This is a genomic window from Stenotrophomonas sp. YJH_SMC_105-26, from assembly GCF_059368915.1.
This window is the reverse complement of sequence record NZ_JCAFSD010000001.1, coordinates 1,325,339-1,348,098: the sequence shown is the minus strand read 5'-3', so window position 1 is coordinate 1,348,098 and position 22,760 is coordinate 1,325,339. Positions and strand designations below refer to the sequence as shown.

General features: G+C 68.3%; 22 protein-coding genes and 2 riboswitches. Of the genes, 10 read left to right on the top strand and 12 right to left on the bottom strand.

The genetic code is table 11. From position 1 onward, the window contains the following. Positions 1-45 precede the first annotated feature (45 nt). Positions 46-663 carry a trimeric intracellular cation channel family protein gene (locus tag AC5P7F_RS06145; RefSeq protein ID WP_005411215.1) on the bottom strand — a complete coding sequence of 206 codons (618 nt, stop codon included), beginning with the start codon at positions 661-663 and terminating at the stop codon, positions 46-48. Positions 664-747: 84 nt separating this feature from the next. Next, a riboswitch (glycine riboswitch) is annotated at positions 748-851 on the bottom strand. A 13-nt stretch (positions 852-864) separates the two neighbouring features. Then, positions 865-954, bottom strand: a riboswitch (glycine riboswitch). 40 nt (positions 955-994) lie between these two features. Here AC5P7F_RS06145 and AC5P7F_RS06140 point away from each other — a divergent pair. From AC5P7F_RS06140 to AC5P7F_RS06130, 3 genes are all read left to right on the top strand, one after another. Beyond that, the gene (locus AC5P7F_RS06140) at positions 995-1,270 is read left to right on the top strand and encodes a GIY-YIG nuclease family protein (RefSeq protein WP_014648583.1); all 276 of its coding nucleotides are present in this window, start codon (positions 995-997) and stop codon (positions 1,268-1,270) included. Between the two features lie 144 nt (positions 1,271-1,414). Beyond that, positions 1,415-1,846 carry a nuclear transport factor 2 family protein gene (locus AC5P7F_RS06135; protein ID WP_049408669.1) on the top strand — a complete coding sequence of 144 codons (432 nt, stop codon included), beginning with the start codon at positions 1,415-1,417 and terminating at the stop codon, positions 1,844-1,846. A 3-nt stretch (positions 1,847-1,849) separates the two neighbouring features. Then, on the top strand, positions 1,850-2,266 hold the full coding sequence (locus AC5P7F_RS06130; RefSeq protein ID WP_049408667.1) for a hypothetical protein: 417 nt from the start codon (positions 1,850-1,852) through the stop codon (positions 2,264-2,266). A 93-nt stretch (positions 2,267-2,359) separates the two neighbouring features. On the opposite strand, the gene AC5P7F_RS06125 is transcribed toward AC5P7F_RS06130, so the two are convergent. Further along, the gene (locus AC5P7F_RS06125; protein ID WP_481462553.1) at positions 2,360-3,640 is read right to left on the bottom strand and encodes an NAD(P)/FAD-dependent oxidoreductase; all 1,281 of its coding nucleotides are present in this window, start codon (positions 3,638-3,640) and stop codon (positions 2,360-2,362) included. 123 nt (positions 3,641-3,763) lie between these two features. Between AC5P7F_RS06125 and AC5P7F_RS06120 the strand changes: the two genes are divergently transcribed. Both AC5P7F_RS06120 and AC5P7F_RS06115 read left to right on the top strand, forming a co-directional pair. After that, entirely contained in the window at positions 3,764-4,543 is a 780-nt protein-coding gene (locus AC5P7F_RS06120) for an NYN domain-containing protein (protein ID WP_014648580.1), read from the top strand. Between the two features lie 112 nt (positions 4,544-4,655). Continuing rightward, positions 4,656-5,276, top strand: coding sequence for a glutathione S-transferase family protein (locus tag AC5P7F_RS06115; protein ID WP_014648579.1), 621 nt, complete (start codon positions 4,656-4,658; stop codon positions 5,274-5,276). Between the two features lie 51 nt (positions 5,277-5,327). Here AC5P7F_RS06115 and AC5P7F_RS06110 read toward each other — a convergent pair whose 3' ends face one another. Then, positions 5,328-7,505, bottom strand: coding sequence for a primosomal protein N' (locus AC5P7F_RS06110; RefSeq protein WP_164077610.1), 2,178 nt, complete (start codon positions 7,503-7,505; stop codon positions 5,328-5,330). Between the two features lie 412 nt (positions 7,506-7,917). Between AC5P7F_RS06110 and AC5P7F_RS06105 the strand changes: the two genes are divergently transcribed. The 4 genes from AC5P7F_RS06105 to sppA all read left to right on the top strand — a co-directional run bounded on the left by AC5P7F_RS06105 (position 7,918) and on the right by sppA (position 13,105). Then, positions 7,918-8,922: a hypothetical protein gene (locus AC5P7F_RS06105; protein WP_014648577.1), complete on the top strand. Its 1,005-nt coding sequence runs from the start codon at positions 7,918-7,920 to the stop codon at positions 8,920-8,922. Beyond that, positions 8,915-9,496 carry a DUF3106 domain-containing protein gene (locus AC5P7F_RS06100; RefSeq protein WP_032958258.1) on the top strand — a complete coding sequence of 194 codons (582 nt, stop codon included), beginning with the start codon at positions 8,915-8,917 and terminating at the stop codon, positions 9,494-9,496. Before AC5P7F_RS06105 ends, AC5P7F_RS06100 begins: the two co-directional genes overlap by 8 nt. A gap of 206 nt (positions 9,497-9,702) precedes the next feature. Then, a complete protein-coding gene (locus tag AC5P7F_RS06095; RefSeq protein WP_046432753.1) occupies positions 9,703-11,067 on the top strand; it encodes an MATE family efflux transporter in 1,365 nt (454 codons plus the stop codon). A gap of 115 nt (positions 11,068-11,182) precedes the next feature. After that, positions 11,183-13,105: a signal peptide peptidase SppA gene (gene sppA, locus AC5P7F_RS06090; protein WP_164077604.1), complete on the top strand. Its 1,923-nt coding sequence runs from the start codon at positions 11,183-11,185 to the stop codon at positions 13,103-13,105. A gap of 98 nt (positions 13,106-13,203) precedes the next feature. Here sppA and AC5P7F_RS06085 read toward each other — a convergent pair whose 3' ends face one another. Beyond that, a complete protein-coding gene (locus AC5P7F_RS06085; protein ID WP_126411411.1) occupies positions 13,204-13,416 on the bottom strand; it encodes a hypothetical protein in 213 nt (70 codons plus the stop codon). Positions 13,417-13,527: 111 nt separating this feature from the next. On the opposite strand from AC5P7F_RS06085, the gene AC5P7F_RS06080 reads away from it, so the two are divergent. Continuing rightward, positions 13,528-14,304, top strand: coding sequence for an SDR family oxidoreductase (locus AC5P7F_RS06080; protein ID WP_014038643.1), 777 nt, complete (start codon positions 13,528-13,530; stop codon positions 14,302-14,304). A 94-nt stretch (positions 14,305-14,398) separates the two neighbouring features. Here the strand turns inward: AC5P7F_RS06080 and AC5P7F_RS06075 are convergent, their stop codons facing one another. From AC5P7F_RS06075 to dprA, 8 genes are all read right to left on the bottom strand, one after another. Beyond that, positions 14,399-15,112 (bottom strand): hypothetical protein, encoded by a 714-nt coding sequence (locus AC5P7F_RS06075; protein WP_049439342.1) that lies wholly within the window; start codon positions 15,110-15,112, stop codon positions 14,399-14,401. A gap of 34 nt (positions 15,113-15,146) precedes the next feature. Next, positions 15,147-15,836, bottom strand: a complete 690-nt coding sequence (locus AC5P7F_RS06070) for a hypothetical protein (protein ID WP_014648571.1) — start codon at positions 15,834-15,836, stop codon at positions 15,147-15,149. A 43-nt stretch (positions 15,837-15,879) separates the two neighbouring features. Beyond that, a complete protein-coding gene (gene tsaC, locus AC5P7F_RS06065; RefSeq protein ID WP_164077605.1) occupies positions 15,880-16,470 on the bottom strand; it encodes an L-threonylcarbamoyladenylate synthase type 1 TsaC in 591 nt (196 codons plus the stop codon). A gap of 128 nt (positions 16,471-16,598) precedes the next feature. After that, positions 16,599-19,091 carry a DNA topoisomerase I gene (locus tag AC5P7F_RS06060; RefSeq protein WP_126411408.1) on the bottom strand — a complete coding sequence of 831 codons (2,493 nt, stop codon included), beginning with the start codon at positions 19,089-19,091 and terminating at the stop codon, positions 16,599-16,601. 193 nt (positions 19,092-19,284) lie between these two features. Beyond that, the gene (locus tag AC5P7F_RS06055) at positions 19,285-20,214 is read right to left on the bottom strand and encodes an RDD family protein (RefSeq protein ID WP_049408647.1); all 930 of its coding nucleotides are present in this window, start codon (positions 20,212-20,214) and stop codon (positions 19,285-19,287) included. Between the two features lie 49 nt (positions 20,215-20,263). Further along, on the bottom strand, positions 20,264-21,028 hold the full coding sequence (locus AC5P7F_RS06050; protein ID WP_014648567.1) for a pilin: 765 nt from the start codon (positions 21,026-21,028) through the stop codon (positions 20,264-20,266). A gap of 39 nt (positions 21,029-21,067) precedes the next feature. After that, positions 21,068-21,541 carry a DUF494 family protein gene (locus AC5P7F_RS06045; protein WP_005419622.1) on the bottom strand — a complete coding sequence of 158 codons (474 nt, stop codon included), beginning with the start codon at positions 21,539-21,541 and terminating at the stop codon, positions 21,068-21,070. A 43-nt stretch (positions 21,542-21,584) separates the two neighbouring features. Next, positions 21,585-22,712, bottom strand: a complete 1,128-nt coding sequence (gene dprA, locus AC5P7F_RS06040) for a DNA-processing protein DprA (protein ID WP_014648566.1) — start codon at positions 22,710-22,712, stop codon at positions 21,585-21,587. Between the last annotated feature and the right edge of the window lie 48 nt (positions 22,713-22,760).

The window sequence follows — 22,760 nt, the reverse complement described above, 5'->3', positions numbered from 1 at the left end:
CGCTCTTCTGTAGCGCCGGGCCATGCCCGGCGAACACGCCATCGTTCAATGCACTTCGTCGTGGTAGACGAACTTCGGCATTTCCCAGCGGTAGTGGATCGCCAGCAGGCGCAGCGCGAAGCCGCCGCCGAGGCAGCACAGGATCGCGGTGGCGTCGGCCACGCCCCAGTGCAGCAGCAACAGGTAGGCCGCGCCGGTCAGCAGCGCGATGATCGCGTACAGCTCCTTCTGGAAGATCAGCGGCACCTCGTTGCAGAGGATGTCGCGCAGCACGCCGCCGAACGCACCGGTCAGCATGCCGGCGATCAGCACGATCGGCATCGCATGGCCGGCCTCGCGCGCGATCGAGCAGCCGATCAGGGTGAAGGCGATCAGGCCCAGCCCGTCGAGCACCAGGAAGGTGCGGCGGAAGTGATGCATCCAGCGCGCCACCCAGGTGGCGATCAGCGCCGCGCACACGGTGAAGCCCAGGTACTCGGGGTGCTTCACCCAGCCCAGCGGGTAGTGGCCGAGCAGGATGTCGCGCAGCGAGCCGCCGCCGAGGGCGGTGACACAGGCGATCATGACCACACCGAACAGGTCCATGCGTCGGCGGCCGGCGGACAGTGCGCCGGTCATGGCTTCGGCGGAAATGGCGATCAGGTAGATGATGGACAGCAGCATGGGACAGGCTCCGGGCGCGGTGGGGCCGGCCATGCGCCTACACCGCCACTGCCTGCGCAATGACGGGATGACGATGACCGGTGCCGCTCCCGCTGTCCTTTTGCCTGAGAGTTCAGCGGCATGGGCCGCGTGCCCCTTCGGCGGATCGTCCCGGGCGTGCCCGGTGACCTCTCTCCAGCTCGGCGAGTCGAATGCATGGTTGGTGGGATTCCAGCCCACCGGCCTGAGCGATCATGGGAGCCTGCGCCTTCGGCGGGCGCCAGCGCGGCGCCTCTCTCCTGCATTCGGTCGCCAGTATATCCGCTGCAGTGCAGCACGGCATAATCCAGGCATGGCCCCATCCCTCCGCCCGTGGTTCCTGTACCTGCTCGAATGCCGCGATGGCAGCTATTACGCCGGCATCAGCACCGATGTGGAGGCGCGTTTCGCCGCCCATCAGGCCGGCAAGGGCGCGCGCTACACCCGGGCCCGGCCGCCGCTGCGCGTGCTGGCCGTGCGCGAATACCCGGACCGGGCCGCCGCCTCGCGGGCCGAGTGGCAACTCAAGCAGCAGCCCCGCGAACGCAAGCTGGCCTGGCTGCAGGCAACGGATCCTGCGCTTCTGTAGAGCCGAGCCCACGCTCGGCTGTTGTTCCGTCTGCCCGATGCGGGAGCCGAGCATGGGCTCGGCTCTACAGTAGATCCACGTCATGCGTGGATGGGCCGTTCGGCCCATGCGATGATCCGCCCGCGCCCAGAGCCGGAGACCCGGATGTCCACGATTGCCCTGCTGTTCGCGCTTTCCGCAGCAACGAGCCCTGCCGCCGACCCCGCCACGATCGCGGCCATCGAAGCCACCTGCCACGACTACGTCGATGGCCAGCTGGAGGCCGACCCGCAGCGCGTCGCCCGTTCCCTGCATCCGGACCTGGCCAAGCGCGCTGTGCTCGGCGATACACCCGACGAGCGCCTGGGCCTGCGCCGGATGTCGAAGGAAGAGCTGGTCTCGTTGACGAAACAGGGCGCGCTGAAGACCCCGAAGGATCAATGGGATCGCCGCTGCACGGTGCTGGACGTGACCGGAAACGCGGCCTCGGTGCGGCTGGAAACCCCGTGGTTCGTCGACTACTTCCACATGGGGCGTTTCGACCAGCGCTGGGTCATCGTCAACGCACTGTGGTACCCGAAACCGAAGGCGCACTGAGCGATGCGTGCCGCCGGCAACGCATGGATCTCCGTCGTCGTGCTGGTCGCCGGCATCGCGCTGCTGCCTGGCCTGCTGTATCTGCTCGGGCTGGCATTGGTGGACGGTCGGCCGAAGCCGGCCGACCGCGCGCCCAGTGGTGTGGCTGCGTGCAGCGGTGAGCCACGGGCGGGATACCAGCCGATGAACCCCTGGCGCTTCACCGCCCAGTTCTTCGACAAGGACGGGATGAAGAACAAGGTGCCTGAAGTGGAGCGGGAGGCCTTCTGGATTGCCCGGCGCCACCTGTGGCGGCAACCTCGGCGCGGCATGCTGCGCTGGCATCTCAGCAGCACCGCGTTGGCGATCTGGATCACCCGGCATTGGAGTACCGCGCAGATTGCCGACACCGCGAGGAAGGAGGACTTCTGCCGGAAGTAGATCCACGCCATGCGTGGATGGCGCTCCATGTTTGTTGACGGGGTCAGAGCCCTTTCCCGCGGAAAAGGGATCCGACCCCTGTTGCGTGCGGCCTTACCGCCTCGGCCGCCGGTCGTCCTGATCATCACCGAAGATGATGCGCGCGCTGCGTTGGTAGCTCCAGTACGCGACCGCCCAGTTCAGCAGCACCACGATGCGGTTGCGGAAGCCGATCAGGAAGAACACGTGCGCGGCCAGCCAGAACCACCAGGCCAGCACGCCGGAGAGCTGCAGCCGGCCCAGGTGCACGATCGCGGCCATGCGGCCAATGGTGGCCAGGTTGCCGTAGTCGGCGTACTTGAACGGCCCCGGTGCCGCCTTGCCATGCAGGCGCGCGCGGACCACCTCGGCCACGTACTTGCCCATCTGCTTGGCCGCGGGCGCCACGCCGGGAACCGGCTTGCCGTCGGCCTGGCTCAGTGCGGCCAGGTCGCCGGCCACGAACAGCTCCGGGTGATCGGGCAGGGTCAGGTCCGGCTGCACCTGCACGCGGCCGGCGCGGTCCAGCGGCACGTCCAGCGTGCGCGCCAGTGGTGAAGCGGCCACGCCGGCGGCCCAGACCACGGTGCGGGCCGGCACGAACTGCTCACCGAGCTTGAAGCCCTGGCTGTCGATGTCGCTCACCGGGGTACCGGTCAGCACTTCCACGCCCAGCTTTTCCAGCTGGCGGCGCGCCTTCAGCGAAAGCACTTCCGGGAACGAGGACAGCACGCGCGGCCCAGCCTCGACCAAGCGCACCTTGGCGCTGGCCGGATCGATGTGGCGGAATTCGTTGCGCAGCGTGTGGCGCGCGATCTCGGCCAGCGTGCCGGCCAGTTCGACGCCGGTGGGACCACCACCGACGATGGCGAAACTCAGCCACGCCGCCTTCCTGGTCGGGTCCGGTTCGGCCTCGGCACGCTCGAACGCCAGCAGCAGCTTGCGGCGCAGCGCAATGGCATCGTCCAGCGTTTTCAGGCCGGGGGCATCTTCGGCCCACTGGTCGTTGCCGAAGTAGGCGTGGGTAGCGCCGGTGGCCAGCAGCAGGCTGTCGTAGTCCAGCGTGCTGCCATCGGCCATGCCGATCTGCCGTGCCTGCTTGTCGATGGCCACCACTTCGCCGAAGCGGACTTCCACGTTGCGCTGGTGGCCGAGGATGTGGCGCAGCGGTGCGGCGATATCCGGCGCGGACAGGCCGGCGGTGGCCACCTGGTACAGCAGCGGCTGGAACAGGTGATGGTTGCGGCGGTCGACCAGGGTGATGCGTATGCGCTCGCGGGCCAGGGCACGGGTGGCCCAGAGACCGGCAAAACCGCCGCCGACAACGACCAGGTGGGGAACGCGCTCGCGACTCATCGACTCACTCCAGTGGGGGCATTGGGGGAAGCGCCTGGCATCTTCGCACGGCGGCCACCTGTCACGTCAGCGCCTGGGTGGATCGGCGATACTCGGGTTCAGGCAACCGCCCGCGAGGAATCCATGAGCGAACCGGAAAAGCGCATCGCCCTGTTGATCGATGCCGACAATGCGCCGGCCTCGAAGATCGACGAGGTCCTGGCCGAAGTCGCCCGCTATGGCGTGGCCAACGTGCGCCGTGCCTACGGCAACTGGAAGAGCCCGCGGTTGAAGGGCTGGGAAGCGGTGCTGCACGAATACGCGATCCGCCCGATCCAGCAGTTCGCCTACAGCAAGGGCAAGAATGCGTCGGACATGGCGATGGTGATCGATGCCATGGACCTGCTGTACGCGCGCAACCTTGATGGCTTCGCCATCGTGTCGAGCGATGCCGATTTCACCCCGATGGTGATGCGCCTGCTGACCGACGGCGTGAAGGTGTATGGCTTCGGCGAAAAGAAGACGCCGGAACCGTTCGTCAACGCGTGCTCGAAGTTCACCTACCTGGAAGCGCTGGGCCAGACCCACGCCAGCGTGCCGGATGCCGAGCAGGCATCGAGCGAACAGGCATCGAACGAGCCCGTCGCCAATGATGATGCACGCCCGCGCAAGAGCGGGGCGGAGATGCGCAGCGACACCCGGCTGGTGAAGATGCTGCGCCGCGCGGTGTCCTCGGCCGAGGGCGAGGATGGCTGGTCGCACCTGGGGCCGGTCGGCAGCCAGATCGGCAACCAGGCCTCGTTCGATCCGCGCAACTATGGCTACGGCAAACTCAGCGATCTGCTGGCGGCGATCGGCCTGTTCGAGCTGAAGAAGGATGGCAAGTCGTCCTACGTGCGCGCGCTGCCAAAAAAGAACCGGTAGTGCCGGCCGCTGGCCGGCAGCGCGCAGGCGCCCGATCCCGCATCCGGCACGCACATCTCCACTCCAATCAGGCGTATCGTTGCCGCTCGCATTGCCAGCAAGGAAAACCCGCATGTTGAAGATCTGGGGCCGCCGCAATTCCAGCAACGTCCGCAAGGTGCTGTGGTGTGCCGAGGAGATCGGCCTGCCGTACGAATCCATCGAAGTCGGCGGCAGCCATGGCGGCACGCAGACGCCGGAGTACCAGGCGATGAATCCCAACGGCCTGGTGCCGGTGATCGAGGACCACGGCCTGCCGCTGTGGGAATCGAACACCATCGTGCGTTACCTGAGCGCGCGCTATGCGCTGGGCACGCTGTACGCCGAGGACCCGATGGAGCGCGCGCAGGCCGAAAAGTGGATGGACTGGAGCACCTCGCGGATGGCGCCGCTGTACAGCGACCTGGTCTGGGGCATCATGCGCACCGCGCCGGCCGACCGTGACGAAGCGCGCATCAGCGCGGCCATCGTCCGTGCCGGTGACTACCTGGCGATGGCCGATGCCACCCTGGCCACGCAGCCATGGCTGTCGGGCGGGACGTTCGCCATGGGCGACATTCCGCTCGGCTCGCTGGTGTACGCCTGGTATGAACTGCCGATCCAGCGCCCGGACCTGCCGCACCTGGCCGAGTGGTATGCGCGCCTGCGTGAGCGACCGGCCTACCAGCGCGGCGTGATGTCGCCGCTGACGTAAGCGAAGGCGTCCGGGGTCAGAGCCCTTTTCTGCGAAAAGGGATCCGACCCCTCAATAAAGATCCGTTGGATCCACATCCAGCGACCAGCGCACCTTGCGTGCTTCCGGCAGCGCGTACAGCTGCGGAACCAGTTGCGAAAGCACGCCATGCAGCGGCGGCCGCTGCACCGCAGACAGCAGCAGCTGCGTGCGCTGGTAACCGGCCCGCCGTGGCATCGGCGCCGGCATCGGCCCGTAGGCCTCGACCACGTTCTGTTCGCCCAGCAGGTGCCGGGCCGCCAGCAGGAATGCATTGGCATGCTCCACCTGCTGCGCTTCGGCGCGCATCAGCGCCAGATGCGCGAAGGGCGGGAATCCGGCCGCCTGGCGCTGGTTCAACTCGGCTTGCGCGAACGGATGGTAGCCACCGCTCACCAGGGTTTCCAGCAGCGGGTGCCCGGGGTGATGGGTCTGCAGCCAGACCTCGCCCGGGTCGCGCGCACGTCCCGCGCGGCCGGCCACCTGGATCAGCTGCTGCGCCAGTTTTTCGCTGGCGCGGAAGTCGGCCGAGAACAGGCCCTCATCGATACCCACCACCACCACCAGGGTCAGCTTGGGCAGGTCGTGGCCCTTGGCCAGGATCTGCGTGCCGACCAGGATGCCGGGCTGGTCGCCCAGTTTCGCCAGCTGCTGTTCCAGCGCGTCGCGCCGTGAGGTGGTGCCGCGGTCGATGCGCACCACCGGGAAGTCGGCGAAGGCCGCAGTGAGATGTTCTTCCAGGCGTTCGGTACCGATGCCCTGCGGTTGCAGCGCCAGGCTGCCGCAGGCCGGACATGCCAGCGGCGCCGGTTGCCGCGCGCCGCAGTGGTGGCACTGCAGGCGACGACCGCCACCATGCACGGTCATCGGCGCATCGCAGCGCTGGCATGGCGCGGTCCAGCCGCAGTCGTGGCACAGCAGCACCGGTGCGTAGCCGCGGCGGTTCTTGAACACCAGCACCTGCTGGCCACGCTGCAGATGCTCCCCGATGCCGGCCAGCACATCGGCCGAGAGGCCGTCATGCAGCGGGCGCTTGCGTACATCGAGGATGCGCACGCGCGGTGGCCGCGCATCGCCGGCGCGCTGTTTCAGGCGCAGGTGGGTGTAACGCCCGGCGTAGGCGTTGTGCAGGGTTTCCAGCGAGGGCGTGGCACTGCCCAGCAACACCGGAACGCCCAGCGACTTGGCCCGGACCAGGGCGAAATCGCGCGCGTGGTAACGGATGCCGTCCTGCTGCTTGTAGCTGCCGTCGTGTTCCTCGTCGACGATCAGCAGGCCGGCCTGGGGCAGCGGCGTGAACACCGCTGAGCGGGTGCCGACGATGACGCGCGCTTCGCCGCGTGAGGCCGCTGCCCAGACGCGCGCGCGCTCGTTGTCGTTCAACCCCGAGTGCAGCGCATGCACGGCGATGCCGAGGCGGCCACGGAAGCGTGCCAGGGTCTGCGGGGTCAGGCCGATTTCAGGCACCAGCACCAGCGCCTGCCTGCCCTGCGCCAGGCAATGGATGATCGCCTGCAGGTAGACCTCGGTCTTGCCGCTGCCGGTCACGCCATCCAGCAGGAACGGCTGGAAGCCGTCGGCGGCAGTGATCGCGGCCACCGCCTCGGCCTGGTCCGGGTTGAGCGTGGGACCGGGCAGTGGCTGCGCGTGTTTGGGGGCCACGCTCAGCGCAACCCGCTCGGCCAGCCCGCGCTTGGCCAGGCTGCGCGCGGCGGTGCGCCAGTCCTGCATGCGTTCGCCCAGCACGTCCTCATCCACGATGGCTTCGGCCAGCAGCTCGGCCAGTTGCCGTGGACGGCTGCCGGCGCGCAGCTTTTCACGCTGGGCGTGGCCTTCGGCTGTCAGCTGCCAGCCCCAATGGTGGGTGTCGGGCAGGGCCTCGCCATGGCGCAGCGGGCCGGGCAGGGCGGTGCTCAGCACCTCGCCCAGTGGCGCATGGGTGTAGCGCGCCAGCCATTGCAGGCTCTGCCACAGCTCCCCCTGCAGCAGCGGCTGCGGGTCGCACCAGGCCAGGGCCTGGCGCAGTCCCTGGCCGTCGTCGGTCTGGCCGTGCCCCACCACCACACCGACCAGCTCCCGGTTGCCGAACGGCACCTTCAGGCGGCAGCCGACCGCGACCGCCGGTGCATCGCCCTCCGGCGACAGGTAGTCGAACAGGCGGGGCAGGGGGACAGGCAGGGCGACCTGCAGGGTCGGAATCGGTGAAAGCATCGGGCCAGTGTAACGGGCCATGCGCGCGCGAACGGCAGCAGCGGGAGCGGCGGGGCGGCGCCCGTTGAATCATAAATGTCACCTAAATATCGGTGTCCATTGGAGATTCAGTCTTATCCACATGTTCTGTGGATAACGTTGTGCGTTAACGGCCATCGGAAACGTAGAAGGCCGATGGCGACGGCCTCACGCTTGGGTTGGTCAAAAAATCGCCACACAACAAAAGACAATAAAATCAATATCTTAAGTGTGAAACAATGCTGAAACAGAGTGAATTCAGCCCGAAGCCACAGTTTTCGCCGGAGGCTGCGTGGTGCTGTGCACAACCTGCAGCACGAAGTGCCTGTGGGCGCAAGTCCTACGGGCGTCGATGGCCTGCCGCTATCATGCCGGCAGACCTTTGGAGTGACCGATGACGGCTGTGCCCGCCCCTGTTTCCTCGACCGCGGCCGGCGCGCTGTCGGCGTTCCTGCGTGGCGTCGAGCGCCGTGCCCTGGTGGTCGCTGAACTGCAGTGCGGCGATGCCGCGCGCGCCGAGCAGACCCTGGTGGCGGTGATGCGCGCCTTTGCCGCAGTGGCCAGCGACCTGCCGATGGCGCAGTGGCCGACCCGCTTCTGGACCCTTCTGGGCCAGCGCCAGGCGCTGCGCGAGCCGGTGGGCGGGCAGTGGCTGCCGCCGTTGGCCGTGCTGGGCGCGATGCCGCCGCTGCCGCGCCTTGCGCTGCTGCTGCGGGTGGGTGGCAGCCTGGACGAGGGCATCGCCATGCGCGTGCTCGACCAGGACGAGGCGGGCTACCAGCACCTGCTGGCCGACGCCTGCCCGCGTGATGCCCACGGCCAGCCGGATGCCTCGGCCTGGCGCCAGTTGGCCGAACAGGTGCAGGCGCGTATCCGTGAGTTGCCGGCCGCGCGCCTGCAGCAGCTGCAGCAACCCGCCGCCGCGACCGCCCACAATGAAGCCCCGACCCCGAGCTGGCGCGCACCGCAGCGCGATGAGCGGGCGGCCGCCAATGGCAAGCGCCGTCGCACGAACGCCAAGCCACGTTGGCGCGGTCCGCTGATCCTGCTGGCGACCGTGGCGATACTGTTGGCCGCAGCGCTGGGCTGGCGCCACTGGCAGGGGCATTCCTTCGGCAGTGATGCACCGCTGCCGGAGGGGGTGGTGGGCGAAGCCGGTCCGGTGACGGTGGAAGCCCTGCCACCCAGCAAGGTCAACGCCACGCCGGATGCGACCACGGCCCAGGCCACGGACGACGCAGCGATGCTGGCCGATCGTGACTACCCGCTGGTTGCCGATGCCGACCTGTACGCGTGGACTGCCGCGGGCGGCCCGCTGCCGGTGGATGAATCGCAATCCAGGCCGAGCCGGCCGGAGCCGGCCAGTGCCACGCTGGAAACCGCTGCTGCCGATGAATAAGTCCGTGTTCGCCAGCCTGCTGCTGGCCCTGCCGTTGTCGCTGTCTGCCGCGCCGCAATCGTTGAACGTGCCGTTGCCGCCACCGACGTCGCCGGCCACGCCGGTGGCTTCGCCAGCACCGTCGACGGCAGCACCCTCTGGCTTCGCCCAGCTCGATGCGCAGCAGCAGCGCCAGCGCCGCGCCGACTACGCCGCCTGGCGCGCGCTGCCGGAAGGAGAGCGCGAGCGCATCCGCCAGGCGGCTGCGCGATTCAATGCGCTGCCTGCGGACCAGCAGCAGCGCCTGCGCCAACAGTTCCGCGACCAGGACCAGGCGTTCCGCGACGGGTGGCGGCTGGGCCCGCAACTGGGCCTGGAATTCCCCAAGCTGCATGGCTTGTTCGGCTTCGTGCCGCCGGAACAGCGCGAGACCGCGCTGGCCGTACTGCGCCAGCTCAGCCCGGCGCAGCTGGCCCAGCTGACTCTGGTCGCGCAGCGAACGCCACCGCAGGAACGCGACGCAGTGCGCAGCGCCTTCCTCGCCGTGCCCGCCGCCGAGCGCGACAGCTGGCTCAAGCGCCAGGCCGGCCAGTAAAAAAGGGGACGGAGGGGATTAAGTCGCATCCGGCACTAGCGGGCCTGAAACGACTTAATCCCCTCCGTCCCCTTTTTGTGTGGGGCGGCTGAAACCCAGCATTCACGCCATGTCATGGGAATGCTGGCGCCGCCCGCGTAAGATGGGCGCCCGCAACCCGGTGCCTGTGCCCTTCGCGCGCAACCGCAGTTCGCGTCAAGCACCTTATGTCTACTGCAACCTCCACGCCGCGCTTCAGCAAGGAAGTCGGCGCCACCGGTCTGCTCGCCCTGCCGCTTGTGCTGGGCCATGTGTCCACCGGTCTGATCTCCTTCGTCGACAACGTGATTGCCGGCCACCACGCCACGGCCACACTGGCCGCCGTCACCATCGGTACGGCGCTGCTGTGGCTGCCGATGCTGATTCCGATCGGCACCCTGATCTCGCTCACCGCCTCGGTGTCGCAGCTGCATGGCGCCGGCCGCGAGCGCGAGATCGGCCCGCTGTTCCGCCAGGCACTGTGGCTGGCCTTGGGGCTGGGCCTGATCATGTTCACCTTCCTCACCGTGGTGCCGCCGCTGCTGCCGTCGTTCGGCATCGCGCCGGACATCGTGCCGGGGGCGACCGCGTTCCTGCATGCGGTGCGCTGGGGCGGACCTGCGCTGACCCTGTACTTCTGCATGCGCTATCTCAGTGAAGGCATGCACTGGACGCTGCCGACCATGCTGCTCGGCTTCGGTGGCCTGCTGGTGCTGGCACCGATGGGCTATGTGCTGGCCAACGGCAAGCTCGGCTTCCCGGAAATGGGCGCCGAAGGCCTGGGCATCGCCTCGGCGGTGATGATGTGGCTGCAGGCAATCGCCTTCGCCACCTACCTGTGGTTCACCAGGCGCTTCGCCCATCTGCAGCTGTTCTCGCATTTCGAAGGGCCGCGCTGGAAGGCGATCTGGGACTTGCTGCGCACCGGCCTGCCGATCGGCATCACCGTGCTGATGGAGGGCGGCCTGTTCATCGTCACCGCGCTGCTGATCGGCCGCCTTGGTGCCAACGAAGCCGCTGCGCACCAGATCGCGATCAATGTCGCGCAGCTGTGCTTCATGATCCCGATGGGCGTGGCCGAGGCCACCACCGTGCGCGTCGGCCATGCGGTCGGCCGTGGTGACGGCTTCGGCGTGCGGCGTGCGGCCTGGGCCGGTTACGCGATCATCATGGGCACGCAGACGTTGTCGGCGGCAGTGCTGCTGTTCGGCCACGATGCCATCGTCGGTGTGTACACCAACGACCTGGCAGTGGCCGGCCTGGCCTCGACCCTGCTGCTGTACGCGGCCACCTTCCAGTTCCCGGACGGCATCCAGGTGCTGTCGGCCGGCGCGCTGCGCGGCCTGAAGGACACCCGCGTGCCGATGTTCATCGCCATGTTCGCGTACTGGGGCCTGGGCATGCCGCTCGGCGCCGGGCTCGGCCTGGGGCTGGGCATGGGCCCGCAGGGCATGTGGATCGGCCTGATCGTCGGCCTGACCGCCGCTGCCATCCTGATGGGCTGGCGCCTGCGCCGCAGCAGCCAGCGCATCGGGCAATCCGCGCTGTCCTGATCTTCCCGCCCGCCACGTTCACCCGTGACGGGCGATCCCCTGACTTGTGTCCGATGCTGCATCACGCGGCACCGGCTATGCTGGTACCACGGCAAGAAGCCATCCGGAGCGTTCCATGAATCAACCCGTGCCCCCGCTGCCCCCGGCGCGTCGCAACCCCGTCGCCAGTTTCTTCATCGGGCTGTGGGACGTCATGAACTTCACCCGCCGGTTGATCCTCAACCTGGTGTTCTTCGGCCTGCTGTTCCTGCTGCTGGTGATGTTCGTCATCGCCGCCGGCATGGGTGCCGGTGCCAGCAAGTCGCTGCAGGACCGCACGACGCTCGTGATCGCGCCGGAAGGCCGCCTGGTCGAGCAGTTCAGCGCCGACCCGGTCAGCCGCGCGCTGGCCAAGGCGGTGGGTGACAACGGCGCCGAGGAGATCCAGCTGCGCGATCTGCTGCGGGTGATCGAGTCGGCCAAGGAAGACAAGAAGATCGAACGCGTGGTGCTGGAGCTGGACAAGCTGCAGCCGTCCGGTTTCGCCTCGCTGCGTGAGGTGGCCGCCGCGCTGCAGGACCTGCGCGCCTCCGGCAAGCAGCTGGTGGCCTACAGCGAGAGCATGGGCCAGTCGCAGTACCTGCTGGCCGCGCAGGCCGACGAGGTCTACCTGGACCCGATGGGTTCGGTCGTGCTCGAAGGTCTCGGCCGCTACCGCCAGTACTTCCGCACCGGCCTGCAGGACAAGCTGGGCGTGGACGTGCACCTGTTCAAGGTGGGCGAGTACAAGTCCGCGGCCGAGCCGTACGTGCTCGACGCGGCGTCGCCGGCCTCCAAGGAAGCCGACCTGTTCTGGATGAACGACGTGTGGCAGCGCTACCTGGGCGACATCGCCAAGGCCCGCCGCCTGGATCCGGCACAGCTGGCCGCCGGCATCGACACCCTGCCGGAAGGCATCGCTGCCGCCGGTGGTGACCTGGCCAAGTTCGCCCTGCAGCAGAAGCTGGTGACCGCGCTGACGACCCGCGAGGAATTCGAGGATCTGATGATCGAGCGCGGCGTGGCCGACGAGGATGCCGACGGTGGTTTCCGCAACGTTGACTTCGGCCGCTACCTGGCCCTGCTCGACGCGCGCCGCAACCCGGTGGACTCGCGTCCGCAGGTGGCCGTGGTGGTGGCCGCCGGCGAAATCAGTGGCGGTGACCTGCCGGCCGGCCGCATCGGTGGCGAGTCGACCTCGGCGCTGCTGCGTGCCGCGCGCGACGACGACAACGTGAAGTCGGTGGTGCTGCGGGTGGATTCGCCGGGCGGTGAAGTGTTCGCCTCCGAGCAGATCCGTCGTGAAGTGGTAGCCCTGCAGGCCGCTGGCAAGCCGGTCGTGGTGTCGATGGGTGATCTGGCCGCTTCCGGTGGCTACTGGATCAGCATGAACGCCGATCGCATCTATGCCGATCCGTCGACCATCACCGGTTCGATCGGCATCTTCGGCATGGTGCCGAACTTCAGCCGCGCGCTGGACAAGATCGGCGTGCACACCGACGGTGTCGGCACCACCCGCTTCGCCGGCGCCTTCGATGTCACCCGCCCGATGGACCCGGCCGTCGGCCAGGTCATCCAGACGGTGATCAACAAGGGCTACGCGGACTTCACCGGCCGTGTCGCCGACGCCCGCAAGAAGCCGGTCGAGGCCGTGGACGAGGTCGCCCGTGGCCGCGTGTGGAGCGGTGCACAGGCCAAGGAACGCGGCCTGGTCGACGCCTTCGGTGGCCTGAAGGACGCGGTGGCCGATGCGGCCAGCCGCGCCAAGCTGGGCAAGGCCGATGCCTATCGCGTGCGCTACATCGAGAAGGCAGCCACGCCGTTCGCACAGTTCGTCAGCGGTTTCGCCGGCAGCCGCGCCGGTGCCTGGATGCTGTCCGATTCGGGGATGGCGCGGATGATGCTGGCACGCACGATGCCGGAAGTGGACACTCAGTTGCGCTTCGTCGAGAACGCGGCCCGCGAGAAGGGCAATGGCGCTCCGGTGAAGGCGCTGGCGTACTGCTTCTGCGGATTCTGATCGGCAACGGTACCGAATGAAAACGCCCGGCTCTGGCCGGGCGTTTTCGTTCATGGGGTCGGATTCCTTGGCAGCACAAAGGTCTCTGACCCCACAGGTCATTGCGTCGCGTCGGCTTCGGCCTTGCGCTCACGCGCAGCGGCATCATCGACGGTTTTCTGCACGTCCTTGGCGCGGTCCAGCGGGTCGTTGATCGCACGCGACATCGCTCGTGGCACCGGTGGCTTCTCCGGGTTCGGCGTGGGCGGCCGCTGGCAGGCCGCCAGCAGCAGGCTGGCCAGCAGCGACGTGGACTGGATCAGGATGCGCATGGCGGCTCTCCGCGGTGGGCGTATGGCAAGTGTCGCATCCCCGGCCGAGCGCTGCCGTGAGCGCGTATCCTTGCGGCATCGAAACACAGCGGGCGCGGCCCCGGAGGACTCATGACCCAGCAACGGTGGCGCCTGGACGGCCAGACGGCCCTGATCACGGGTGCCAGCGCCGGTATTGGCCTGGCCATTGCGCACGAACTGGCTGGCCTCGGCGCCGACCTGATGATCGTCGGCCGCGACATCGACATGCTGGAAACGGCGCGCGACGAACTGCTGGATGTCTATCCGCAGCACCAGGTGCACGCGCTGGCGGCCGATGTCTCCGATGACGAGGACCGTCGGCAGATCCTGGACTGGGTGGAAGATCACAGCGATGGCCTGCACATCCTGGTCAACAATGCCGGTGGCAACGTCACCAAGGCGGCCACGGAATATTCCGAGGACGAATGGCGCAAGATCTTCGAGACCAACCTGTTCTCGGCCTTCGAGCTGTCGCGCTACGCGCATCCGCTGCTGGCCCGGCACGCGTCGTCGTCGATCGTCAATGTCGGCAGCGTGTCCGGGCTGACCCATGTGCGCAGTGGCGTGGTCTATGGCATGACCAAGGCGGCGATGCACCAGATGACCCGCAACCTGGCCGTCGAGTGGGCGGAGGATGGCATCCGGGTCAACGCGGTGGCGCCCTGGTACATCCGCACGCGGCGCACGTCCGGTCCGTTGTCGGACCCGGACTACTACGAGGAAGTGATCAACCGCACGCCGATGCGCCGCATCGGCGAGCCGGAGGAAGTGGCCGCAGCCGTTGGCTTCCTGTGCCTGCCGGCGGCCAGCTATGTCACCGGCGAATGCATCGCGGTGGATGGCGGCTTCCTGCGCTACGGGTTCTGATCTTCCAAAGGGTAGTGCCGGCCGCTGGCCGGCAACTGGAATCATTTGAAGATCCTGCGATTGCCGGCCAGCGGCCGGCACTACCGGGTGGCCGTCACCCTGGTACCGGGCAGTTGCTGGCCTCCAGCACGCCCTGCAGCCGTTCGCGTTCCGCACGGGCATTGTCGCGGTTTTCCGGCGAGGCGAACCGCTCACGGCCACGTGCGTCGCGGAAGCGTTGCTGCCAGCTGCTGCAGCGCTGCGCGTCCGGCAGTTCCTCGCAGCGGTCGCGCACCACTTCGCAGCCGGCGGCATTGACCGGCGTGGCGCCGCCCAGTCCCTGCACGGTCATCAGTTCGCAGCGCCCGGGGGCGGCTTCGTATTCGTGCAGGTAGCCACCGCCCTGGCTGTCGGTGCACTGGAAGATCGGTGGCAGCGGCGGCTTCGGCGGCGCATTGCTGTCCGGCGCGGCATCGGCCTGGCGTGGCAGCGATGCACTGTCGAGTATCAGATCGCCGCCTTCGCGTTCGACCATGCCAGCCTCCATGATCGTGCGTCCTTCGCCGGGGCGACGAGGCGCGGGTGCGGGAACGGACGGCGCAGTGGCCGCGGCCGGTCCGGGCGCGGCCGGCACGGGTGCCGCTGACGCCGGCGCCGGCGGAGCACTGGCCGGCACCCTCACCACCTGCTGCTTGCTGCCGGCAGGGCAGGGCGTGCGTTGCAGGGTGGGCACATCGCTGCTGCTGGAGGTACAACGGTAGATCACCCCGTCGTCGGCCAACGCGTTGCCGGCGAACAGGCCCAGGGCCAGCCAGATCAGGTTCTTCATGCGCACAGCGTACATGCCCAGGCAGGCATCGCGCTCAGCGTTCGCAGTCCCGCGACAGGCGCGCGTCGATGCCACGCTGTTCATTGCTGATGGCGGTGCGCTCACTCTGCAGCGCGCTGTTGTAACGGCGGTCCAGTTCCCAGCGGCGGTCACGCAGGCGCGCACAGACGTCCTGCGGCGGCAGCGCATGGCAGCTGTCACGGACCAGCACGCTGCCGGCCGGCACCTGCACGCCGACGCCCACCGCAGGCGGCCGGTAGCCTGTGCCTTCACCGATCGGCGCACCGACCGGCGTGCCGAAGCCCGGGCGTGGACCGGGATGGACCGCGCCGTGGTGCCCGTGCGGGAGCCACACGCTGGTCCACAACGGTACCCAGCGCGGATTGCCCTCGTTGCTGTCGCTGGTGTAGCGGCGACCGTCGTCGCTCACGCACTCGTACAACGGTTGTGGCGGCTGGATGTAGACGTGGCGGACTTCGCGATCGCGCATCACCGGAACCTCGCTGGGCGCCGCGGGAGGGGCGTCACTGCGCACCACCCGGGGTGCCGGATCGCGCGGGCGCTGCAGGTCACGCACCTCCTGCCGGCCGCTGCTGCAGGGCCTGTCCTGCAGGGCCACGGCGCCATTGCTGGCGACGCAGCGGTAGACGCGCACGTCCTCGGCGGCCGGTGCGGTCCATGGCAGCAGCAGGCACAGGCCCAGGGCGGTGCGCAGCAGGTTCATGGCGGCAGGGTGCGTGATTGTGCGTGGCAGTGCAATCGTCCGCTCAGGAGCGCAGCACGTTGCCGCTGAGCGCGTCGCGGATCGGGGTGGGCTGGGCCAGGCCGCCGGTTTCGCCATCGAGGATGCCATCGAGCAGGCGCAGCAGGCGTGGATCCAGCTCGGCACGGCTGCGTGCCGGTGGTTCACCGGCCAGGTTGGCGCTGGTGGAGACGAGGGGCCCCCCCCAGGCGCGGCACAGGGCGGCGACCAGCGGGTGCGCGCTGATGCGCACGGCGATGCCGCTGTGCTCGCCGGTAATCCAGGGCTGGGCGCGCGGACCGGCCGGCAGGATCCAAGTGTTGGCACCCGGCCAGCTGGCCAGTACCGCGCGCTGGCGGGCATCGGGCAACGCCTGCAGGCGCACCCAGCCCTCCAGCTGCGACAATTCGGCGGCGACCAGGATCATGCCCTTCTCGATCGGGCGCTGCTTCAGCCGCAGCACCATGTGCACCGCCGCCTCATGCGAGGGATCACAGCCCAGGCCCCAGACCGCTTCGGTCGGATAGGCGATCACGCCGCCGGCGCGGAGCATGGCGACAGCAGAGTCCAGGGTGAGTTCTTTCATGGCGGCGACCGGCCCGACGTGGGCCCCCATTATCCCCCTGCGGCGTGCAGAAGGGGTGGACCCTGGCCCGGTAGTGCCGGCCGCTGGCCGGCATCGGGTGCTTCTGGATGTTGCCGGCCAGCGGCCGGCACTACCCCTTATCCACGCATGGCGTGAATCTACTTCGCGGCTTTCTTGACGGCCTTCTTCGCCGGTGCCTTCTTTGCAGCGGCCTTCTTTACCACGGCCTTCTTCGCCGCCTTCTTGGCAGGCGCTTTCTTGGCTGCGGCCTTCTTCGGCGCCGCTTCCTTCTTCACCGCCGCCTTCTTGGCCGGTGCCTTCTTCGCGGCAGCCTTCTTGGCGCCGAAGCCCTTGCGCACGGGCTTGCCGGTTTCTTCCATCAGCTGCTGCACTTCGGCCAGGGTCAGCGATGCCGGCTCGCGATCCTTGGGGATCTTGCCGTTCATCCTGCCGTCGCTGATGTACGGGCCGAAGCGGCCGTTCAGCACCTGGATGTCGCTGCCCTCGAACTCCTTGATGATCCGGTTGCGCGCGATCTCTTCCTTCTCTTCGATCAGGAACACGGCGCGGGCCAGGTCGATGGTGTACGGGTCGTCTTCCTTCTTCAGCGAGGCATAGGTGCTGCCGCGCTTGGCGAACGGGCCGAAGCGGCCGATGCCGACGCTGACCGGCTCGCCGTTGTCCTCGCCCAGCGCGCGTGGCATCAGGAACAGTTCCAGCGCATCTTCCAAGGATATGGTGTGCATCGACTGGCCGGGGCGCAGCGAGGCGAATTTCGGCTTCTCCTCGGCGTCCTCGGCGGTGCTGCCGATGGCGGCGTAAGGCCCGAAGCGGCCGAGGCGCACGCTGACCGGCTTGCCGGTCTTCGGGTCGGTGCCGAGCTCGCGCGCGCCACTGGCCTCGGCGCGGTCCACCGATTCCTTCTTGTCTTCCACCAGCTCCTTGAACGGCTCCCAGAAGCGGGCCATCAGCGGGATCCACTCTTCTTCGCCACGCGAGACGGCGTCGAGCTCGTCTTCGAGCTTGGCGGTGAAGTCGTAGTCCACGTACTGGGTGAAGTGGCTGGACAGGAACTTGGACACCGCGCGGCCGACGTCGGACGGGCGGAAGCTGCGGCCTTCCATTTCCACGTACTTGCGGAACAGCAGGGTCTGGATGATCGAGGCGTAGGTCGACGGACGGCCGATGCCGTACTCTTCCAGCGCCTTCACCAGCGCCGCTTCGGTGTAGCGCGGCGGCGGCTGGGTGAAATGCTGCTCGGCCTGGATGCGTTCCAGCGGCACGCGGTCGCCCGGCTTCATCGCCGGCAGCTTGCGGCCTTCGTCCTCGTCTTCGGCGCTCTTGTTGTCCTTGCCTTCCTCGTACACGGCCAGGAAGCCGGGCACCACCACGGTGGTACCGCTGGCACGGAACACGTGCTCGCTGCCAGCGGACAGGTCGACGCTGACGGTATTGAGCGTGGCCGGGATCATCTGGCAGGCGACGGCGCGCTTCCAGATCAGTTCGTACAGGCGGCGCTCGTCGTCGGTCAGGAAGCGCGCCACCTGGGCCGGGGTGCGCAGGGCCGAGGTCGGGCGCACCGCCTCGTGCGCTTCCTGGGCGTTCTTGGACTTGGTCTGGTAGGTGTTCGGCTGGTCGGGCAGCGAGGCGATGCCGTAATCACGGGCGATCACGTCGCGGATTTCGGCCAGCGCGTCCTGCGACAGGTTCACCGAGTCGGTACGCATGTACGAGATGAGGCCGACGGTGCCTTCGTCACCGATCGCCACGCCTTCATACAGCTTCTGCGCCACCTGCATGGTCTTGCGGGTGGTGAAACCGAGCTTGCGCGAGGCTTCCTGCTGCAGGGTGGAGGTGGTGAACGGCGGCGCCGGGCGGCGCTTGCGCTCCTTGCTGGCCACGTCGGTGACATGCAGCGAGCCCTGCGCGGCCTGCTGGATGCGCAGGCGGGCGGCTTCGGCGGTGTCGCCGTCGGTGATGGTGAACTGCTCGAATTTCTGCCCGTCCAGCTTGATCAGCTTGGCGTTGAAGTGCTGCGACGGGTGTGCGCACTCGGCGGCGATCGACCAGTACTCGCGGGCGATGAAGGCTTCGATCTCTTCCTCGCGCTCGACGATCATGCGCAGCGCCGGGCTCTGCACGCGGCCGGCGGACAGGCCGCGCTGGACCTTGCGCCACAGCACCGGCGACAGGTTGAAGCCGACCAGGTAGTCCAGCGCGCGGCGCGCCTGCTGGGCATCGACCAGGTCGCTGGCGATCGCGCGTGGCTGGCTGATCGCTTCCTTGATGGCGCGCGGGGTGATCTCGGTGAACACCACGCGCTGCATCGGCTTGTCCTTGACCAGCCCGCGTTCCTTCAGGATCTCGGCGATATGCCAGCTGATCGCTTCACCTTCGCGATCCGGGTCGGTCGCCAGCAGGATGTCGTCGGCGCCCTTGGCGGCCTTGGCGATCGCGTCGACATGTTTTTCGTTCTTGTCGATCACGTCGTAGTGCATGGCGAACCCGTTGTCCGGGTCGACCGCGCCTTCCTTCGGAATCAGGTCACGCACATGCCCATACGAGGCCAGGACGGTGTAGTCCTTGCCGAGGTATTTGTTGATCGTCTTGGCCTTGGCCGGCGATTCGACGATGAGCAGGTGCTTGGGCATGGCAGCAGTGTCTGTGGGGCGAGCCGCAGGGGAGGGGCCGCTAGGGTGGAGCAAACGGCCGCATTAGTGAAGCGGCCACGGACAAATCAATACGCTGAACGCCCGGTAGTGTGCCGGGCGTTCAGGTTTCACCTTATTAGAGGAATCACGCCCGGCCAGCCCCTGTCAAGCAGCCAGACGTGAGGATGGCCGTTCATGAGGCCATCTTGGCGATGAAGCCGACCGCGGCCACCAGCACCACCAGGCCCGCCAGCACCAGCAGGCCGGTGAGCACCAGGATCACGATGGTGACCGTGCCCAGCTCATGGCGCTGCAGGTGCGGCTGGTCGGTGTAGGCCCAGCGGTCGACCACCAGGGTGTCGCAGATCATGTCGTGCAGGCCCTGCTTGCGCTCGGTGAAGGCGGCCATCAGGAAGCCGATGCCGAGGGTGAAGCTGCTCAGCAGCATGGCCCAGTAGCGGCCGAAGGCGCGGCCCTTGGTCAGGCGATCGCCGTTGCTGCGCACGACCTTGATGCCGACCGCCATCTTGCCCAGCGTGGCGCCACCCTGCGAGGAATGGAACCAGGTGTAGTAGGCAACGCCGATGGCCATGTTGATCAGCGCGCTGGCCACCTGCGCGACGATTTCGATGGAGGTCTCGCCGCTGCCCACCGCGCCCATGCTGGCGCCAAGCACCACGCCGATGATGGCGCCGATGATGCCGCCCGGAATGGCCAGCACGAAGTAGTCGATCATGTACGCCGCTACGCGCTTCCAGAAGCCTGCGTAGACCACCTCGCCGCCGATCACCGGCTGCGGGCCACCGGCACCGGAAGCGGCCGGGGCGCTGTAGGGCGAGCTGCTGAGCGCACCCGTGCCAGGCAGCGGTGCAGTGCCGTTGTCGATGGCGGCGTAGTCGCCGCGCAGGTCGAAGCCGCCGCTGGCGGTGGCCGTGCTGGCATCGGCCAGTGTCTGCAGGCCGAGCTCATCGACCACCTGGCGCAGTGCAGCCCACTGGGCCATGCCTTCGCGCCAGACCAGGGTGTCCAGGTTCAGTTCGCCCCGCTGGAAGCGCTGGCGGATTTCCTGGACCGGCAGCGGGCCCTGGCGTTGCTGTCCTTCGGCGTAGTACCACTCGGTCATTGCATGTTCCCTGTTGGATCGTCCTTGGAGGTGCTGCCGTGCACGTGGCTCAGCCGCGGCACGACGGCGGCAGGTACTTGTCGTCGCTTTCACCGCTGCATTCCCAGCGGCCGCTGTCGCGATCATATTCCAGCCACAGCAGGTCGCCATCGAGGCTCTTGCCGGGCACGGCCAGCGTTGCTTCGATGCCGCAGTGGCCGTTGTTGAAGCGGCCGATGTTCACCGCCGACAGGCCGGCCTGGGTGAAATCACCCGGCGCCGGGAAACCGGCATCGTTGGCACCGGGGCAGCGGCCTTCGTCGTCGGCGAAGTGCTGCACCTGCTGTTTCAGCGGCTGCAGGGCATTGACCGCGGTGGCAACCTTGGCACGCACGGTGTAGTCGTTGTAGGCAGGCAGGGCGATCGCCGCGAGGATGGCCATGACCGGCACCAGCACCAGCAGCAGGCCGCCGCCGATGATCGCGGTCAGGGCGCAGCCGGAGAGCTTCTTTTTCGGCGGCGGCAGCACCCCGGCCGGGGTCTGCGTGGCATAGGGCGTGGACGGCGGCAGCACCGGTGGTTGCGGCGGCGGCGGCGCAACCGGTTCCGGTTCGGGCTCCGGCTCGGGTTCCACGGCCGGCGCGGCGACGTCCAGCGCCGGCACGATCAGGCCCAGCTCATCGACCACGCTGCGCAACGGCTGCCATTGCGGCAGGCCGTCGCGCCAGACCAGGGTGTCCAGGGAGATCTGGTTGTTGCGGAACAACTCGACCAACTGTTCCGCCGGCAGCGGGCCTTGCTGCCGGTTGCCTTCTGCGTGGAACCACTCGCTCACGGGGACGCTCCTGAATGCGCTATGCCCCCAAGTGTACGGTCAGTGCAGGGGTTCTGGCTCGTCCATGAACATCTGCGTCTCCATCCAGGCGTAGGCCGCTTCGGAGCCGGGCTGGTTGAACAGCACCATCAGCACGACCCACTTCAGGTCGTCCAGGTCCAGTTCGTCCTGGTCCAGGGCCATCGCCCGGTCCAGCACCAGCTCGCGCTGGTCGGCGTCGAGGATGCCGTGCTGTTCCAGGTACAGCAGGAAGCCGCGGCATTCCACGTCCAGCTTGTCCAGCTCGGGGCCGTGGTAGATGCGCACGGGGCCATCGACCCGCGCCTGGGCCACGCTCGGCCGCTGCGCGGCCAGGGCATCGAGCCAGTCGAACGCCTTGTTGATCTCGGTGGGGCTGAAACCGGCCTGGATCAGGCCGTTCTGGAGCGAATCGCGGTCACGGATCAGGTCCGCATCTTCGCTGAAATAGTGTTCAAACAGGTACAGCAGTACATCCAGGATGCTCTCTTTCATTGCCCCTCGGCCTGCGTCGCGCGACGCTGTGGAGGTGAAGAAACTAGGGAGTTCGACAGTAGCGGCCGTGTACGCACACCACGATTCCCGCCAGTTCCATGGCCAGCAGCATGGAGGACACCTGTGACGCCGTCAATCCACAACGCGTGATCAGTGAATCCATACCGCTTGGGTTGTGGTCCAGCGCCCGCCACAAGCACTGGTAGTCAGGGTCGTCGGCCCAGCGCGCCGGCAGGAGCGCCGGCGGTGCCTGTTCAGTGGGGGTGGCCAACCGCGATTGCAAGCCCGGCAGCTGCTGGCGAAGGGCGGGGGCGAGCAGTTCCAGGACCTCCTCGGGGCGCTCGACCAGCGCCGCGCCCTCGCGGATCAGGCGATGGCAGCCGGTCGCGCGCGGGTTGAGCACCGACCCGGGCAGGGCACAGACCTCGCGGCCTGCCTCGGCGGCCAGGCGCGCGGTGATCAGCGCGCCCGAGCGCTGCGCGGCCTCGACCACCACGGTGGCCAGCGCCAGTCCGGCCACCAGCCGGTTGCGCGCAGGGAAGTGGCTGGGACGGGCAGCCGTGCCCGGCAGGTACTCGCTGAGCACCACGCCTTCGGCGGCGATCCGCGCCTGCAGCCGCGCGTGGCTGTCCGGATAGGCCCGGTCAGGGCCGGTGCCGATCACTGCCATGGTGCAGCCGCCGGCCTCCAGCGCAGCCTGGTGCGCGGCCGCATCGATGCCTGCGGCCAGGCCGCTGGTCACCGCCAGGCCGGCCTCGACGAAGCAGCCGGCAAAACGCGCGGCCAGTGCACGCCCGCCCGGGGTGGGCGAGCGGCTGCCGACCAGCGCCACCGAAGGGCGCCAGGCCAGGCAGGGATCACCGGCCACGAACAGCGCCAGCGGCGGGTTGGGTACCTCCAGCAGTGATGGCGGAAAGGCCGGATCGGTACACGGCAGCAGGTGATGGTTGTCCTGTTCCAGCCAGCGCCGGGCGGATGTCCAGGCCCGGGTATCGGGGCGTTCCAGGGCGGCGCACTGCTCCGGCGTGCAACCGTGCGCACGCCAGGTCGCAGTGCCTTGCGCGATGGCGGTTTCCGCATCGCCCGCGGCCTGCAGCAGGGCCCGTCGGGACGCCAGTGCGCCTCCCGCCATCAACAGGCGCAGCAGCGCCTCGTATGCATGTGTGGTCATCCCCCACTATCGGCCGCACACAACAAAGGCGCCCTAGGGCGCCTTCGC